Consider the following 16,364-nt stretch of genomic DNA (forward strand, 5'->3'; position numbering starts at 1 on the left):
CGTGCCCGAGGGCGTCGTCAACGGCGCGTATCTGGTCGCCGCGACGCTATTCATCCTCGGCCTGCGCGGACTGGCGACCATTCGCGGCGCCCGTCGCGGAAACGTGCTCAGCTCCCTCGGGATGCTGGTGGCCATCGTCGTGACCTTGCTCGACCGCAAGATCATCGGATTCGAGTTGGTGGCCATTGGCTTGGGCGTCGGCGCGGCCCTCGGCGCCATCCTTGCCCTGCGGGTGCACATGACCGCCATGCCCCAACTGGTCGCGGCATTCAACGGGTTCGGCGGCGGAGCCTCGGCGCTCGTCGCGGGCAGCGCCATCGCCTCTGGCACGGTGATGACGGCGGCGACGGAGTTGCAAGCCGTGGCGGCGGGAGCGATCAGCGGTCTGGTCGGCGCGCTGACCTTCGCCGGTAGCGCGGTGGCCTGGGGCAAGCTGCAGGAGGTCCTGCGCTGGCAGCCAGGCAACACGTCCCTCCACCACGGCATCAATGGGGTCCTGGGCGCAGGGACGCTCGCCCTCGTTGCCCTGGTCATTGTCGACGTCTCGCTGCAATGGCCGTTTTGGGCGCTCGTGGCCGCCGCGGCGATCTTGGGGGCGCGACTCACCCTGCCCATCGGCGGCGCCGACATGCCGGTGGTGATCGCGCTTCTCAACTCGGCCTCCGGCCTCGCCGCCGCGGCCACCGGCTTCGTGCTGAGCAACAACGTGCTGATCATCGGCGGTGCGCTGGTGGGCGCGTCGGGCTTCATCCTCACCACGCTCATGAGCCGCGCCATGAATCGCTCGGTGCTCAGCGTGTTGTTCGGCACGCTCGGACCCTCCGAGGGCGGTCCGGGCGACGAGATATACGAGGGGCGCATCAAGCGGACGAGCCCCGAGGAGGCCGCCCTGCTGCTGCGCGACGCCCGCAGCGTCATGATCGTGCCCGGCTACGGCATGGCGGTGGCCCAAGCGCAACACGCCGTGCGCGACCTGTCGGCGGAGCTCGAGCGGCGCGGCGTGGACGTGAAGTACGCCATCCATCCGGTCGCGGGCCGCATGCCCGGCCACATGAACGTGCTGCTCGCCGAAGCCGACGTGCCCTACGAGCAGCTCTTCGACTTGGAGCAACTGGTCGGGACCTTTGCGCAGACGGACGTGGCGCTGGTGATCGGCGCCAACGACGTCGTCAATCCGCTGGCGCGTGAAGACCCCACCAGCCCGATCTACGGCATGCCGATCCTCGACGTCGACAAGGCCCGCACCGTCGTCGTCATCAAGCGCAGCCTGAGTCCGGGATTCGCGGGAATTCCGAACTCGCTCTTCGCCGCGCCGAACACGGCCATGCTCTTCGGCGACGGCGAGGAGGCGTTGCGAGAGCTGATCGGCGAACTGAAGGCGACCGGCTAGAGCAACCTACCCCGGCGCGGCCGCCACGCCCCACAGGCGCGCGGTGCCGTCGAAGGCGGCGCTGGCTGCCAGGTCGCCGGCCGCGCTGAGCTGGATGTTCACGATCGGGGCACCGTGCCCCTCGTGGACGCGCAGCGGCTCACCCGATGCCGTGTCCCACCAGCGCAGCGTGCCGCTCCGATGTCCTGAAACCAACAGCGCGGAAATGGGGCTGAACGCCACGGCCAGCGTGCCGGATTCCGGGCTCTCCAAGCGCCGGATCGACGCGCCCTCCACGCCGTCCCACAGGATGACCGCGCCATCATCGAGCGCTCCCGCGATCGGCCCGCCGTTCGCGTGGATCGCAACCGCCCGCACGGGCACGCCATTGGACGGCAACTGGACCGGTGTCAGGCTGGAGAGATCCCAGAGATTGACCAGACCATCGATATCGGAGGTGACCAGTCGATCCCCTGTGGGAGCGAACTGCAGCGCATCCACCAACGTCGTGTGCGCGGACAGGGAGGTCACCAGGCTCCATGTTTCCGTGTGCCAAACCCGGACGATGCCGTCGCTCCATCCGGTTGCCAGCAGGCCGCCGTCGGGGCTGAACGCGGCGGCGCCGATGGTCGCCTGCGGCAGCGCCTCCGGCGCAAAGCTATCGACCGCGGTGCCGCTGGAGGCGTCCCACATGCGAAGCGGCGGACCGTCCGCCGAGCCGCCGCTGACGAGCCGCGACCCGTCTGGACTGAACGCCAGCGCGTGCGCCAATCCGGTGTGGTAGTCAATGGACCCGGCGGTGAGCCCGCTCGGAAGCCCCACCAGCTGGATGGTTCCCGCGGGATGTGATGCCGCCAATTGCCTGGCATCGCTTCGCAACGCGACGCGGGTGGCGTCGCCATAGGCGCCAAGTCGATGCCGCAGCCGTCCGTCAGGCAGGCTCCACAGCGCCACGGCCAGGTGCCTCACGGCACACGCCAGGGACGCGCCGTCGCCCGTGACCGCCAGCGACCCGCGACTCACGGCGCCGGCCCGGTCCTGCAAGTCCAGGAGCACCGCGCCCGTGACCGCGTCCCACACGAGGACTCGCTCCGTGCCGTCCGCGGCCGCGATCCACCTTCCATCCGGGCCAAAGACCACGTCGTCCGCATCGAACCGGAGTCCGCTCAGCGTGGTTTGGCGCGTCTGGCTGGCCAGGTCCCAAATGCCCACCGATCCACCGGCCTCGGCGGCAGCCAATAGCGTGCCCGCCGCATTGAACGCCAGCGCGCGAATCGGGCGTGTGGCGTCGCCGAAAGCCGCCTCCACCGTGCCCTGCCGCACGTCCCAAATCGCAATGTTTCCATCGTCGCCGCCGGCGGCCAGCAGCGGCCGCGCGGGATGGAACGCCACCGCACGCGCGGCCGCGGCTTCCGGCGCCAGTTGCCGATCGACCGCACCATCGCTTCCCTGCCACACGCCGACCGTCCCAGCGGCCCCCGTGGCCGCCACCGCGGCGCCGGTGTCGTCGATCGCCAGACCGGTCACCTCGGAGTCGAGTCGAGACGACCACCGACGCATGCCGGTGGAGGCGTCCCAGGCGCTGAGCGTGCCGTCGGAGTGGCCGCTGATCAGGGCGCCATCACAGGCGGCCAGCGCCGTGACCGCGGAACCGGGCGCATCGTTGGTTCCGGTCGACCAGCGCCGAACTTCTCGGCCTGACTCGCCGTCAAAGACGCTGATCAAGCCAATGCTGGAGCCAACGGCAATCTCTCCGCCCGGCAACGCCGCCACCGCCTGCGCTTTCCCCAAACCCACGCGATGGAGTTGGGCCAGGCGGGCCAGGTTGTCCGCGCGTATCGGTTCCAGGTCGGCGGGAAGCGCCTGACTTTCACGATCGAGCGGAAACCGCCCGCCGGCATCCGCCACCGTCACCCCGGCCGGAGCCGGAGTAGGCGTCGCCGCCGTTGGCTCCGGCGTCGCTTGTGGGGTCGCCGTGGGCGAGACGGTTGGCGTCGCGGGCGGCTCCGCCGGACGCTGCGGCGCCACCTCACGGATGATGGTTCGTGTGACCGGAACCTCACGCACCACGTCACGCGTCACGACGCGATCTACCGTGACGACCTTGACCACTTCCTGTGGCAGCAGGCGCTCCACCTGCACCACCGGTTGCCGCCGACCCACCAGCACGCCAATCGCCGCGGCCCCGGCGGCGACGGCGGCCCCACCCAGGGCCGTTGTTGATACCGCCAGAAGCAGTTGGCGGCGCGAAACCGCGCCTCGGGACTCCTCGTGCCCCCGCCGCGGTCCGGCCCGAAACCGGTCGCTTGCGGGGGCCGGCGCCGCCGGGGCGAGTGCACGCTCCGTGGCCTTGATGTCCTCAATCCGCGCCCGCACCTCGTCGGCCGATGGGGGCCGGTCGTCGGGATCCTTGGCCAGCAGGTGGAGCATCAGCTGCTCGACAACCGGCGGCACGTCGTCGCGATGCGACGCCAACGGTGGCACGGACGCCCGCCGGTGCAGATCAAGCACCGCCAGCGGCGTATCGGCCCGGAACGGCGGCACGCCGGCCAGCAACTCGAACAACACCGTGCCCAGCGAATACAGGTCGGCCTGGGCGGTCGCGCGGCGTCCGGCCGCGCGCTCGGGCGCGATGTAGGCCGTCGCGCCCGACGGGTCGAGCTCATGCTGCGGGGCCGTGCCGGCGTCGAGGATCTTGACCCGGCCGTGCTGGAGCTTGACGTTCTCGGGCGTCAGATTGCGATGGGAAAGGCCCAGGGCATGCATCGCCGCCAGGCCAGCCGCAATCGACGCGGTGATGTCGAGCGCTTCCGTCACGCTGATCGGACCGCGAGCTTCCAGGTATTGCCGCAGCGTCAGACCGCCGGCCAACTCCATGACGACGCACCAGCGACCGTCGACTTCTTCGGCGCGGTGGACCTGCGCCACGCAGGGATGCTCGATGCGCCGGGCGAGTTTGACCTCGCGCTCGAGCTGCGCCATCAGTTCCCGACGCTGCGCGAGATGCTCGTGGACGACGAGCACCGCCACGTCGCCGCTGCCATCGGATCGGGCGGCGCGGAACACGGCGCCGCGTGGACCGGCGCCAATGCTCACGCCGCGCTCGAGACCCTCGAGCGGCGGCCAGGCGTCAATCACGCCGGCGCCAGGCGCGTTGGCATTGCGGAGTCACAGGTTCCGATTGTAAAGGCGGCTTCACCAACCGCCACGAAATCGCGTGCGCTAGGAAAGTCGTCGGTACTGCGTGATGGCCACGGTCGAGAACAGCACCACCAAGCCGACGGTCCAGGCGGCCGCCTGCCATAGCGACGGCATGATCTCGCCGCCCTGCGACAACCCTCGCAACAGGTCCACCGTCACCGTGATCGGATTGACGCTCGCGAAGGCTTCCAACCACCCAGGCATCGTGTGCACCGGCACGAACATCGAGCTCATGAAGGTGAGCGGAAAGATCCAGATGAACCCCGCCACCTGCGCCGTCTCGGCTTCGCGCACCGACACGCCGATCGCCGCCGAGATCCACGAGAACGCCTGCCCGAAGATCACGAGGATGATTGGAACGGCGATGATCGCCGCCGCGTTCGCATTGAAGCGAAAGCCGATGGCATAGCCCACGCCGATCATCAGCAGCACCACGAAGACGTTGCGCACGGTATCGGCGAGGATCCGCCCCGCCATCACCGCGGACCGCGCCATCGGCAGCGAGCGATAGCGATCGACCATGCCGGACGAGAGGTCCTCGGCCAGGCCAACTCCCGTCTGCACCGCACCGAACACTACTGTCTGCACCAGGATTCCCGGCAGCAGGAAGTCGATGTAGTTGACCGACCCAACGTCAATGGCCCCGCCGAAGACGTAGGTAAACAGCAGCACGAACATGACGGGGTTGATGGTGGAAAACACCAGCAGCTCGGGCGACCGCACATAGCGAATGAGGTTGCGCCGAGCCATGGCCAGCGTGTCGGCCAGGGCCCACCGCGCCTCGATGCGCAGCGCCGTCAGGGTGTCATGCACGGCCCAGTCGTCCTTTCGCGCTATTCCGCACGGTCGGCCCCGGCGGTATGGCCCGTCAGGGCAAGGAACACGTCGTCGAGCGAAGGTCGGCGAACGCCGATGTCCGAAATTTCCACGCCGGCGTCGTCCAGATCGCGGATGACGGCCGCCAGCATCGCCGCCCCACCCGCGACGGGCATGGTGACAGTGACGCCATCGTCATTAATCCGCGCATCCCCGCTGCCGTGGCCCGCAATGACCCCGAGCGCGGCGTCGGCCTGTGCGGGATCGTTGACGACAACGCTCAGGACGTCGCCGTGCGTGCGCTGCTTGAGCTCCTGGGCGGTGCCCTCGGCGATCACCCGCCCCAGGTCCACGAGTGTGATTCGATCCGCCAGTTCATCCGCCTCTTCCAGATACTGCGTCGTCAGCAGCACGGTCGTGCCGTCCGACACGAGTTGCCGAATCACCGCCCATAGCTCGCGGCGCGCGCGGGGATCGAGGCCGGTGGTCGGCTCGTCGAGCAGCAGCACCTCCGGATCGGCCACCAGGCTCGCGGCCAGGTCGAGCCGCCGCCGCATGCCGCCGGAGTAAGTCTTGGAGCGACGGTCGGCCGCTTCAGTCAAGTCGAAACGTTCGAGCAACTCGGCCGCGCGCCGCCCGGCGGTCGAGCGATCCAGGTGGTAGAGACGCCCGACAAGCTCCAGGTTTTCGCGGCCCGTCAGGTACTCATCGACCGCGGCGCTCTGGCCCGCCAGTCCGATCTTCGACCGGAGCTGCGTGGCCTCGCGTTCAACGTCGAATCCGGCCACCCAGGCGCGCCCGCTGTCCGGCGGCAGCAGCGTGGTGAGAATGCGCACCAGCGTGGTCTTGCCGGCGCCGTTGGGCCCCAGCAGACCGTGAATGGTGCCCGCCGCGACGTCGAGGCTCACGTCGTCGAGAGCCTGGACCTTGCCGTAGGCCTTCGACATGCTGCGCACGACAATCGCGTTCTGCCGCACGCCAGGCGACATTTCGCGCTCCGGCGCTTCGCGCACTTGGACCAAGGTCCACCCTCCTGGATTGGGGCGCGCGCGGCGTCAGCGGCCGCGCGGGCGTTCCCCATCTAGGTATAACCGGGCAGGCGCCCGGCGCCAAGCGCTGTTTTGTGCCGCGGCGCCTATCCGTCGGTGACGCGGAAGTTGACCTGGTGCCAGCCCTCGGCGCCGTTCGGCGCCGGACTCTTGGGCCCCTTGGCCTGCAGTTCGCCGTCGGAGTCGGTCGCGCGCACCCGGACGAAGTGCGAGCCCGGTGTGAACTCGAATTCGCTCACCCACTGCACCCAGGTGTGCTTGCTGATCGGCGAGGAGAGCTTCGCTTCCTTCCACTCACCGTCGCCGTCAAGCTGCACTTCGACCTTGCTGATGCCACGGTTCTGCGCCCATGCCACGCCCGCAACCGCCTGCAGGCCCGGCGCGGTGTCGAACGAGAACGGCTTCGGCACGTCGATGCGGGATTGCGTCTTGATGGGCCCTTCCTTCGACCAGCCACGCGGGATCCAGTAGCCGTCGAACCCTTCCCAGGTGGTGAGCTCGATCTCCTGCAACCATTTCGTCGCGGAGACGTAGCCGTAGAGGCCCGAGACCACCAGGCGCGCCGGAAAGCCGTGCTTGAACGGAAGCGGCTCGCCGTTCATGCCGACGGCGACCAGAACCGGGCGCCCGTCGAACGCCACCTCGCGCGGAAAGCCGGCCGAAAATCCGTCCACCGACCGACCGACGATCTGGGTGGCCTCATCCTGGATGCCGGCGCGATTGAGCACGTCGGCCAGCGGGATGCCCTGCCACTTGGCGTTGCCGATCAGACGGCCTCCAACCTCGTTGGACACGCAGCAGAGCGTGACGTAGTCCTCGTCCGTGGCCAGATCGAGCAGCTCGCGGTAGGTGAGGGAGTAGGGGCTGTCCACCAGGCCGGTGATCTTGAGCTCCCAGTCCTCAACGTCGACGCGCGGAATCGAGAACGCCGTGTCGATGCGATAGAAGTCTCGGTTTGGCGTGACCAGCGATGAGATGCCGCGCACGTCCAGCATCGTCTCCGAGGGCAGCGAGCCGGTGGCCGCCTCCACCTCGATCGGGGTGGGCGTGCCGGTCGCGGCGACGGTCGCTTCGGCCGACGCCGCCTCGGGGGCGGCCGGCGTGGCCACGGGGGCCGGAGTCGTCAGCGGAGCCTGAGTGGCGGACGGCGCGGCCGTTGCCGCCGGCGCCGGGGTTGGCGCGGGAGTCTCGGCGGCGGCAGCCGTCGCCGCTGGCGCCGGAGCGGCCGCGGCCGCTCGGCTGCGCGCAGGCGGCAGCACAATGTCATCGCGGCTGGCCACGGCAACCTTGGCGCCTTCGATCAGGTTGCGGCCAAGAACCCCGGTGACCACCGCGGCCAGCGCAACCACCGCGCCGCTGCCGAGAAAGACTCGGCGCTGGCGCTGAAATTGAAGGTCCGCCGCCTGGTCGCCAGCCGTTGCCGCGACCGGATTCGCGCGGGTGAACCACAGGAGCGCCACGATGGCCAGTCCCGCCGAGACTGCCGCCATGGCCACGCCGTGCGCCGGCGTCGACTGTGCGTCAAACCCATTCGCGAAGCCCGCGAGCAATCCAAACGCTGCAAAGCCCGCCACGGCAATCGGCCGGGACCGGAGGGCCACGACCCCAAGGATGAAGCCGAAGATTCCACTGAGCACGACTAGGAAGATGACCAACGCCAGCTTGTCGCTGGTGCCGAACACGCTGATGGCGAACTCCTCCATCGCGCGCGGGCTCAGGTCCACGATCCGTCCGCTCATCGAAACGAGGAGCGACGGCAAGCCGCCGAAGATTCCGGCGTAGAGTTCGCTCACGCCCACGGCCAGCAACGCGGCCAGCAGCCCCGCCAGTCCGCCGCGTCCCCAGTAGCTCAACATGCGGGAAAACCTCCCGGCGCTCGCGTCAGCCATCCCTATCTCCTATGCAACAAGCTCTCTCGACCATTGATACGTGAATGGAGCCGGGACGGTTGCCGAATCTGCGAAAGACGTGCGCTGTCCCGGAAGAAGTGACCATCGGCGTCATCCTCGCCCTGCGGCCGCACCGGCGCGGCCATGACCCATTCTATGGCGCGAAAGGGTGGTTCCGGCGAGCGCCGGTGCCATATCTCACGCTTGTTGCGGCGCCCGCGCTGGCCGGCGTTGACACCGCCGAGCGTCTTTGGCACGGTCGCAGCCCGCGGCCAGAGAAAGATCGGGGACTCCTGTGTGGACGGCTGAGATCAACTACGCGGCAATGATCGTGGCGGCCCTTGTGCCGCTCGCGGTCGGCTTCAACTGGTATTCCCTGCGGGTGTTCGGCAAGGCGTGGATGCGCCTGATCGGCAAGACCCAGGAGCAGATCGAGGCCGAGGGGAACATGGTGCGGGCGCTGGTGGTGAGCAACGTCGGCGCGCTCGTGACCTCATATCTGCTCGCGCAGATCGTGGCCTTCACCGGCGCGGAAGGATTCGGCGAGGGCTTCGTGATCGGCATCTGGGGCGCGATTGGTCTCGTGGCCACGGCCTTCGCCTCATCCTACGTCTACGAGAACCGGCCCCGGTCGCTCTACCTGATCAACGTGGGCTACCACGTGGTGACGCTGCCGATCATGGCGGGCATTCTGAGCGTTTGGAGCTAGGCGGCGGCAGCAGGCGCTTCGATGAGCGGTCGTGACGACGCCGCGCGCACTCTGATCACCGGCGGCGGTGGGCAGCTAGCCAGCTATTTGGCCCAGCAGTTGCCGGCCGGCTCAACCGTTGCGCTGCCGCGCGCCGAACTGGACATTACCGACGCCCCGGCGGTTGAACGTGCGTTCACAGAACACGCGCCGGCGGTCGTCATCAACACCGCCGCGTACAACCACGTGGACCAGGCTGAGACGGAGTTTGCTCGCGCGTTCGACGTCAATGCCCAAGGCCCATTGAACCTGGCACGGGCCTGCGCCGCGGCCAACGCCACGCTGGTCCACGTGAGCACCGACTACGTCTTCGGCGGACAGGCGGCGCGCGAGCCGCTGCCCGAGGACGCCCTGCCGGCGCCCCTGAGCGTCTACGGCTCCTCCAAGCTGGCCGGTGAGCACCTGGTTCGCGGCACGGGCGTCCGACACCTGATCGTGCGCACCTGCGGGCTCTACGGCTCCCGGGGCTCGGCCGTCAAGGGCGGAAACTTCGTGCGCACGATGCTGCGGCTGGCGCGGGAAGGCCGTGACCTCCACGTCGTCAACGATCAGCACTGCACCCCCTCGTATGCGCGGGACGTGGCCGAGGGGATCATCGGACTAATCGAGGCCAACGCCCGGGGAACTTTTCACGTGGTCAACAGCGGGTCCTGCACCTGGTTCGAGTTCGCCGAGGAGATCTTCGCGGCCGCCGGTCTCGCGCCCTCACTGACGCCGATCACGACGGCTGAATACCCCACGCCGGCCAGACGCCCGCCGTATTCGGTGCTGGCCACGGATCGCATGGTGGCCGTGCGCGGACATCCGCTGCGGGACTGGCGCGCCGCCGTCCGCGCCTACCTGGCTGAGTTGGGGGAGTTGGCAGACTTCGCCGAATAGTCGCGCCTTCGGGGAGCTATGCGACTCGGATGTCCAGCCGGCAGTGGTCGCTTGGCCCCCACTGCTCCGGCTCATTTAGGGCGCGCACACTGACGGAATCCGACAGGTCCCGCGACGCAAAGACATAATCCAGTTGACGCGTGGCGGTCGCCGGCGTCTGGCGATTCGAGTGAAACGTGGGGACGTTCTTGCTTCCCTTGGGCAATTCATCTGGCCAGGGATCGGCCTGCCGGCCATGCGGCGCCTGCGGTCCGACCAGCGGCACGCCAAGTGCGCCCATCCGCGTGAACACCGTCTGGTAGCGGGCCGCCCAGTAGACATCGCCATGGGGGTGATAGCCGTAGAAGCTGTTCAAGTCACCCGCCGCGAGAATCCGATGATCGCGTTCTCCGCCGATGAATGTGGACAAGTCGGAGACGACGCGGTGCGCCGTGGCGTCCGAGTAGATCCAATTGCCGACCGAAGAGTGGGGATTCTCCCACCAGGCGTACATAGAAAGCACTATGAATGGCTCGCCACCCGGCGGCGTCACCGTGGCGGCGCTCAGCGTGCCGGGCCAACTGGCCGCGAACTCACCCCGCTCCGCCTCTGTCAGGGTCGCCGACGAGATCCAATCCACGCGGACCCGATCCGAGAGTCGGACCACGGCCGTGCGCCAGTTCCACTTTTCTCCGGATATGTCCCAGGGCGCGGGATCAATCTCGACTCGTGCCGCAACCTCCGACGGCGGCTCCGCAGCCTCCTGCAGGAGCGCCACGTCCGCGTCCATATCAAGCAGCCAACGCCAAGGCTCATTGCGGCGGGCGATGTTCCAGCAGACGATCTTGGTGGTCATCGGCAAGCGCCCGCGGCTATCTCTGGGCCCGCCTTCGCGCCATGAAGTGCGGGCTGTCGTCGTCCAGCAGCGCCGCGGCTTCCATGATGGTTTCGGAGAGCGTGGGGTGCGGATGGACGCTCAGGGCCAGGTCGTCCGCCGTGGCCCCCATCTCGATGGCGTGGACGCACTCGCCGATCAGGTCGCCGGCGCCGCGTCCGACGATGCCGGCGCCGAGCACCAGCCGCGTTCGGGGCTCGACGACGAGCTGCGTCAGCCCCTCGATTCCGCCCAGCATGGCCGCGCGTCCCGAGGCCAGCCACGGGAAGCGGCTGACCTCCACCTCCTGGCCGCGCGCGATGGCCTCGTCTTCGGTCAGACCGCACCAGGCAATCTCCGGATCGGTGAAGACCACCGCGGGTATCGCCTGCGCGTCGAATGCCGACGCCTCGCCCGCGATCGCCTCCGCGGCCACGTGACCCTCGTGCGTCGCCTTGTGCGCCAGCATCGGCTCGCCCGCCACGTCGCCGACAGCAAGGATCGTCGGCTCGGCCGTCCGTTGCTGCGCATCGGTCTGGATAAACCCCTTGGCATCGACCTCGACGGCCGTGTGTTCCAGGCCCAGGTCGCCGCTGTTGGGCGTCCGCCCCACCGCCACCAGCACGCGATCGAACACGCGCCGCGACTGCTCCACCGACGGCCCGCTGAGCTCCACCTCGACTCGATCCGCCGCCGGTCGCAAGGCGGTGACTCGCGTGTCCAGCAAGACCTCGCGCAGCACGGCGTCCATGTGCGCCGCCAGCGGCTTCACCAGCGCCCGGTCGACACCCGGCAATAGTCCCGGCGTCATTTCGACCAGCGTCACCTGGGACCCCAGGGCCGCGTAAACCGATCCCAGCTCGAGTCCGATGTAGCCGCCGCCAACGACCAGCAGCGTGGCAGGCACCTCGTCGACGGCCAGTGCGGCGGTCGAGTCCATGACGAGCGGCGAGTCGCTGCGAAGGCCCTCGGGCGCCGCGGGCGACGAGCCCGTGGCGATGATCGCGGCGTCGAACTCGATGACTTGCGACGTTTCGCCCGTGACCTCGAGCGAGTGGGCGTCGCGGAAGCGGGCGCGCCCCTGCACGTGTCGCACTCGACGCGCCCGCGTGAGGCTGGCGAGGCCGCGCGTCTGCTTGACGACCACCTCGTCCTTCCACGCGCGCAGGCGGTCCAGGTCCACGCGCGGCGCGCCGAACGTCAGCCCCATGGCATCCGCGTCGCTCGCCGCCCGCATCACCTCCGCCGCATGCAGCAGCGCCTTGGAAGGAATGCAGCCGCGATAGAGGCACACCCCGCCGGGAAGCGCTTCCGGGTCGATCAGCGTCACGCCAAAACCCAGCTTGGCCGCGCGGAACGCCGCGGGATAGCCCCCGGGTCCGGCGCCAATCACGACGACATGGCGCCGTCCGTCTGAACTGGTCACGGCGCCCTAGGGCTCCATCGCCAGCATCGTCGGCCGCTGGAGCGCATCGACAACCGAGGACAGGAAGCGCGCGCCGTTGGCGCCGTCGAGCGCCCGATGATCGAACGACAGCGAGAGCGGCAGCATGAGGCGTGTTTGCATCGCGTCGTTGTGAATCGTCGCGCGTGGAACGGCGCGGCCGACGCCCAGGATGCCCACCTCGGGCGGGTTCACGATCGGGGTGAAGAATCCGGTCCCCAGCCCGCCGAGGTTGCTGATGGTGAAGGTCGCGCCCTGCATCTCGTCCGGCGTCAGCTTGCCGGCGCGCGCCCGCTCGGCAATGCCGGTCAACTCTGCCGCGATTTCGATCACGCCTTTGGTGTCCACGTCACGGATTACGGGCACCAGCAGCCCGCGCTCGGTATCGGCCGCCACGCCCAGGTGGAAGTAGCCCTTCCGCACGATCTCGCCGGCGGCCAGGTCCAGGCTGGCGTTGAGCTCGGGATGCGCCTTCAGCGTCGCCGCGACCACCGGCAGGATGAAGGCCGTGATCGTGAGCTTGGCGCCTCGGGCCGCGGCACGCGCCTTGTACTCGGCGCGCAGCGCCTCGACATCGGTCACGTCGGCCTCTTGGAACAGCGTGACGTGCGGAATCGTGGTCCACGACCGCGATAGATTGTCGGCCAGCGTCCGTCGCAGGCGGCTCAGGCGCACGCGCTCGATGGGTCCCCATTGGGCGAAGTCGGGCAGCGGCGGCGCGATGTCCGGCGCGGGCGCCGCGGGTCGACGGCGCGCATGCGCCTTGACGTCATCCATGGAGATCCGGCCGCCAGGGCCTGAGCCCTCGACCTGGCGCACGTCCACACCGATTTCCCGCGCGAAGATCCGCACCGACGGCGCCGCGGCCACCGGCCGGCCGTCGGCCTCGACTTCGGCGTCTGCGAAGGGCGGCGCCACGTGAACGTCCGGGCCGGCGCTTGCCGGCTCCGGTTCGATCCCCGAGCGGCGCGCCGCAGCCTCGGCGCCGTCGGCGGGTGGCCCTGGCGCCTCGTCGACCTGAGGCTGGGCCTCCGATGCCGCCTCGGCCGGCGGCGTCTCCGCGCCCTCAGGTTCCAGCGTGAGCACCGGCTCGCCCACGGCGATCGTGTCGCCCGATTTCACGTGAATTCCGGTGACGGTGCCTGCGGCGTCCGTGGGCACCTCCAACGTGGCCTTCTCGCTCTCGATCTCGATCACCGAGTCGCCGGCGTCCACCACCTGGCCCACACTCACCAGCACGCTGAGTACGTCGGCTTCTTCGATTCCCTCGCCGAGGTCCGGCAGGCGCAGGTCGACGCTCATGGCCGGCGCCGCACGTCGCCCGCACCCGGGTCTGTCGCTCGCATCAGCTCAGCCGCGGATTCGGTTTCTCGGCGTCGATGCCCAGGTCCTCGATCGCCTCGGATACCAGTTCACTGTCAATTCGGCTTTCTCGCGCCAGCGCGTGCAGCGTCGCCAGAGTCACGAAGCGAGCATCAACCTCGAAGAAGTCGCGCAGGGCCGCGCGCGTATCGCTGCGCCCGAAACCGTCGGTGCCCAGCGCCACCAGCCGACCCGGAACCCATTTGGCAATCAGGTCCGGCAGCGACTTCATGTAGTCGGAGGCGGCCACGACCACGTCGGGCGCATTCGCCAGGCAATTTGCCACGTATGACGTGCGCGGCGTCCGGTCTGGATGCAGCATGTTCCAGCGGTCGGCGTCCAGCGCCTCCCGGCGCAGCTCGGTGTAGCTCGTCACCGACCACACGTCCGCCGCCACGCCGTAACGCGCCGCCAACATCTCCTGCGCCTCGAGCACCTCGTTGAGGATCGCGCCGCTTCCCAACAGCGTGGCGCGCGGCTGGCCGGGCGCCGCATCGGCGGCACGCAGGCGATACATGCCCTTGAGAATGCCCTCCCGCACTCCGTCGTCCGCCGGCAGGCTCGGGTGCGGATACGCCTCGTTGCCCAGGGTGAGGTAGTAGAACACGTCCTCATCCTGCTCGTGCATGCGGCGGATGCCCTCGCGGATGATCACCGCGATTTCATAGGCAAACGCGGGATCGTAGGCCAGGCACGTCGGCACCACCGAAAACAAGAGATGGCTGTGGCCGTCCTGGTGCTGCAAGCCTTCGCCCGCCAACGTCGTCCGTCCCGCGGTGGCGCCCAACAGGAATCCACGCGTCCTTGCATCGGCCGCGGCCCAGACAAGGTCGCCAACGCGCTGAAAGCCGAACATCGAGTAGTAGATGAAGAACGGCAATGTAGCGACGCCATAGGTCGCGTGGGAAGTCCCGGCGGCGATAAACGAGCTCATCGCTCCCGCCTCGGCGATCCCTTCCTCCAGGATCTGGCCGTCGGTGGCCTCCTTGTAGTAGAGGAGCGACGCCGAATCGACCGGCTCATAGAGCTGTCCCACGGCCGAGTAGATGCCGACCTGACGGAACAGCGCCTCCATGCCGAAGGTGCGGGCTTCGTCGGGCACGATCGGAACGACGCGCGGACCCAGCGCCGGATCGCGCAGCAGTTTGGACAGCATGCGCACGAACGCCATGGTCGTGGAGGCGGGCCGCTCGCTCCCGGCCTCGAATTCGGCGAAGCCGTCTGCCGGCGGAGTCGAGATCTGGCTCTTCTCCGCCCGGCGCATGGGCATGAATCCGCCGAGCTCCTCGCGGCGGACGGTCAGATAGCGGACTTCGCGACTGTCGGGCCCCGGGCGGTAAAGCGGGGCGCGACCGAGGTCCTCATCGGAAATCGGGATCTTGAAACGATCGCGGAACGTCAGCAGCTCGTCCTCGTTCAGCTGCTTCTGCTGATGCGTCACGTTGCGGCCTTCGCCGGCCTCGCCGAGCCCGTAGCCCTTGATCGTGCGGGCCAGCACGACCGTCGGGGCGCCCTTATGGCGCACGGCCGCATTGAAGGCTGCGTAGACCTTGCGCGCGTCGTGTCCGCCAAGGTTCATTCGCACCAGCTCGTCGTCGCTGCGGTCGGCCACCATGGCCAACAGCCGCTCATCCACCCCGTAGAAGTTCTCGCGGATGTAGGCCCCGCCGGCCACGCTGTATTTCTGGTACTCACCGTCGACGATTTGACCCGCGCGGCGGGTGAGCAGGCCGTCGCGATCGTTCGCGAACAGCTCGTCCCAATCGCGGCCCCACAGGACCTTGATCACGTTCCAGCCGGCGCCGCGAAACAGCCCTTCCAACTCCTGCACGATGTTGCCATTGCCGCGCACCGGGCCGTCCAGACGCTGCAGGTTGCAGTTGACCACCCAGGTGAGGTTGTCCAGGTACTCGCGCCCGGCGAGGGAGATTGCCGCGATGGTCTCCGGCGCGTCGGCTTCGCCGTCGCCCACGAAGGCCCACACCCGCTGGTCGGAGGGCTGCTTCAGCCCCCGATCCTCCAGGTAGCGCATGAACCGCGCCTGGTAGATCGACATCAGCGGGCCCAAGCCCATGGACACTGTGGGGAACTGCCAGAAATCGGGCATGAGCCAGGGATGCGGGTACGACGAGACGCCGCCGCTGGGCATGAGCTCACGCCGAAAGTCGTGGATTTGCTCGGCGGTCAGTCGACCCTCGAGATACGCCCGCGCATAGATGCCCGGCGCCGCGTGGCCCTGGAAATAGATGATGTCCGGCCCCTCGGGGTGATCCGGCCCGCGGAAGAAGTGGTTGAAGCCGACCTCGTAGAGCGTCGCCGCCGACGCATAGGTGGAGATGTGCCCGCCGATGCCGTCTGCCTCGCGATTCGCGGCCACCACCATGGCCATCGCGTTCCAGCGAATGATGCTGCGAATCTGCCATTCGAGCGCCTCATCGCCGGGATAGGCCGGCTCGCGCTCCGGCGGAATGGAGTTGGCATAGGGCGTGCGCGCGGTGACCGGTAGCACGCCGCCGGCTCGCTGCGCGTGGATCTGCAACTCGCGCAGCAACTCACGCACGCGCTCGTTGCCGGATAGCCGCCGCACGTCGTGCAGCGCGTCCAGCCAGTCTCGCGTCTCGACCGCGTCAGCGCCCTGACCGCCGTTCAAGACGCCGTCGCGGTGGGTGTCTAGCTGTGCCATGGGCTCCGCCTAGAGACTACGCAAGGGTAGTACGCCCGGCGCTGGGCGCTTTGCGAACTGCCAGACGGTCG

The 16,364-nt window shown here is 68.8% G+C and carries 11 protein-coding genes; 3 read left to right on the top strand and 8 right to left on the bottom strand.

Going from position 1 to position 16,364, the window contains the following annotated elements; genetic code table 11:
* The first annotated feature begins 1 nt into the window (after window position 1).
* Window positions 2-1,390, top strand: coding sequence for an NAD(P)(+) transhydrogenase (Re/Si-specific) subunit beta (locus OXG79_10355; GenBank protein ID MCY3784175.1), 1,389 nt, complete (start codon window positions 2-4; stop codon window positions 1,388-1,390).
* A 6-nt stretch (window positions 1,391-1,396) separates the two neighbouring features.
* On the opposite strand, the gene OXG79_10360 is transcribed toward OXG79_10355, so the two are convergent.
* From OXG79_10360 to OXG79_10375, 4 genes are all read right to left on the bottom strand, one after another.
* Window positions 1,397-4,507: a protein kinase gene (locus OXG79_10360; GenBank protein ID MCY3784176.1), complete on the bottom strand. Its 3,111-nt coding sequence runs from the start codon at window positions 4,505-4,507 to the stop codon at window positions 1,397-1,399.
* An 84-nt stretch (window positions 4,508-4,591) separates the two neighbouring features.
* Window positions 4,592-5,383 carry an ABC transporter permease gene (locus OXG79_10365; protein ID MCY3784177.1) on the bottom strand — a complete coding sequence of 264 codons (792 nt, stop codon included), beginning with the start codon at window positions 5,381-5,383 and terminating at the stop codon, window positions 4,592-4,594.
* A 20-nt stretch (window positions 5,384-5,403) separates the two neighbouring features.
* Entirely contained in the window at window positions 5,404-6,363 is a 960-nt protein-coding gene (locus OXG79_10370; protein MCY3784178.1) for an ATP-binding cassette domain-containing protein, read from the bottom strand.
* A gap of 158 nt (window positions 6,364-6,521) precedes the next feature.
* Entirely contained in the window at window positions 6,522-8,324 is a 1,803-nt protein-coding gene (locus OXG79_10375; GenBank protein ID MCY3784179.1) for a molybdopterin-dependent oxidoreductase, read from the bottom strand.
* Between the two features lie 295 nt (window positions 8,325-8,619).
* On the opposite strand from OXG79_10375, the gene OXG79_10380 reads away from it, so the two are divergent.
* Both OXG79_10380 and rfbD read left to right on the top strand, forming a co-directional pair.
* Entirely contained in the window at window positions 8,620-9,033 is a 414-nt protein-coding gene (locus OXG79_10380) for a DUF1761 domain-containing protein (GenBank protein MCY3784180.1), read from the top strand.
* A gap of 21 nt (window positions 9,034-9,054) precedes the next feature.
* Window positions 9,055-9,951 carry a dTDP-4-dehydrorhamnose reductase gene (gene rfbD, locus OXG79_10385; GenBank protein MCY3784181.1) on the top strand — a complete coding sequence of 299 codons (897 nt, stop codon included), beginning with the start codon at window positions 9,055-9,057 and terminating at the stop codon, window positions 9,949-9,951.
* A 16-nt stretch (window positions 9,952-9,967) separates the two neighbouring features.
* Here the strand turns inward: rfbD and OXG79_10390 are convergent, their stop codons facing one another.
* Genes OXG79_10390 through aceE form a run of 4 tightly spaced genes read right to left on the bottom strand, consistent with a single transcriptional unit; the run spans window position 9,968 to window position 16,293 of the window.
* The gene (locus OXG79_10390; GenBank protein ID MCY3784182.1) at window positions 9,968-10,786 is read right to left on the bottom strand and encodes a hypothetical protein; all 819 of its coding nucleotides are present in this window, start codon (window positions 10,784-10,786) and stop codon (window positions 9,968-9,970) included.
* 16 nt (window positions 10,787-10,802) lie between these two features.
* Window positions 10,803-12,230 (bottom strand): dihydrolipoyl dehydrogenase, encoded by a 1,428-nt coding sequence (lpdA, locus tag OXG79_10395; protein ID MCY3784183.1) that lies wholly within the window; start codon window positions 12,228-12,230, stop codon window positions 10,803-10,805.
* 6 nt (window positions 12,231-12,236) lie between these two features.
* Entirely contained in the window at window positions 12,237-13,550 is a 1,314-nt protein-coding gene (locus OXG79_10400; protein MCY3784184.1) for a dihydrolipoamide acetyltransferase family protein, read from the bottom strand.
* Between the two features lie 43 nt (window positions 13,551-13,593).
* Entirely contained in the window at window positions 13,594-16,293 is a 2,700-nt protein-coding gene (aceE, locus tag OXG79_10405; protein ID MCY3784185.1) for a pyruvate dehydrogenase (acetyl-transferring), homodimeric type, read from the bottom strand.
* Window positions 16,294-16,364 lie beyond the last annotated feature (71 nt).

The organism is Chloroflexota bacterium, assembly GCA_026706485.1.
Taxonomy (GTDB): Bacteria; Chloroflexota; UBA11872; order UBA11872; family UBA11872; genus JAJECS01.

Coding starts and splice junctions, on each gene's coding strand:
- OXG79_10375 (MCY3784179.1), bottom strand. CDS start 8,324: ATGGCTGACGCGAGCGCCGGGAGGTTTTCCCGCATGTTGAGCTACTGG.
- rfbD (MCY3784181.1), top strand. CDS start 9,055: ATGAGCGGTCGTGACGACGCCGCGCGCACTCTGATCACCGGCGGCGGT.
- OXG79_10390 (MCY3784182.1), bottom strand. CDS start 10,786: ATGACCACCAAGATCGTCTGCTGGAACATCGCCCGCCGCAATGAGCCT.
- OXG79_10400 (MCY3784184.1), bottom strand. CDS start 13,550: ATGAGCGTCGACCTGCGCCTGCCGGACCTCGGCGAGGGAATCGAAGAA.
- aceE (MCY3784185.1), bottom strand. CDS start 16,293: ATGGCACAGCTAGACACCCACCGCGACGGCGTCTTGAACGGCGGTCAG.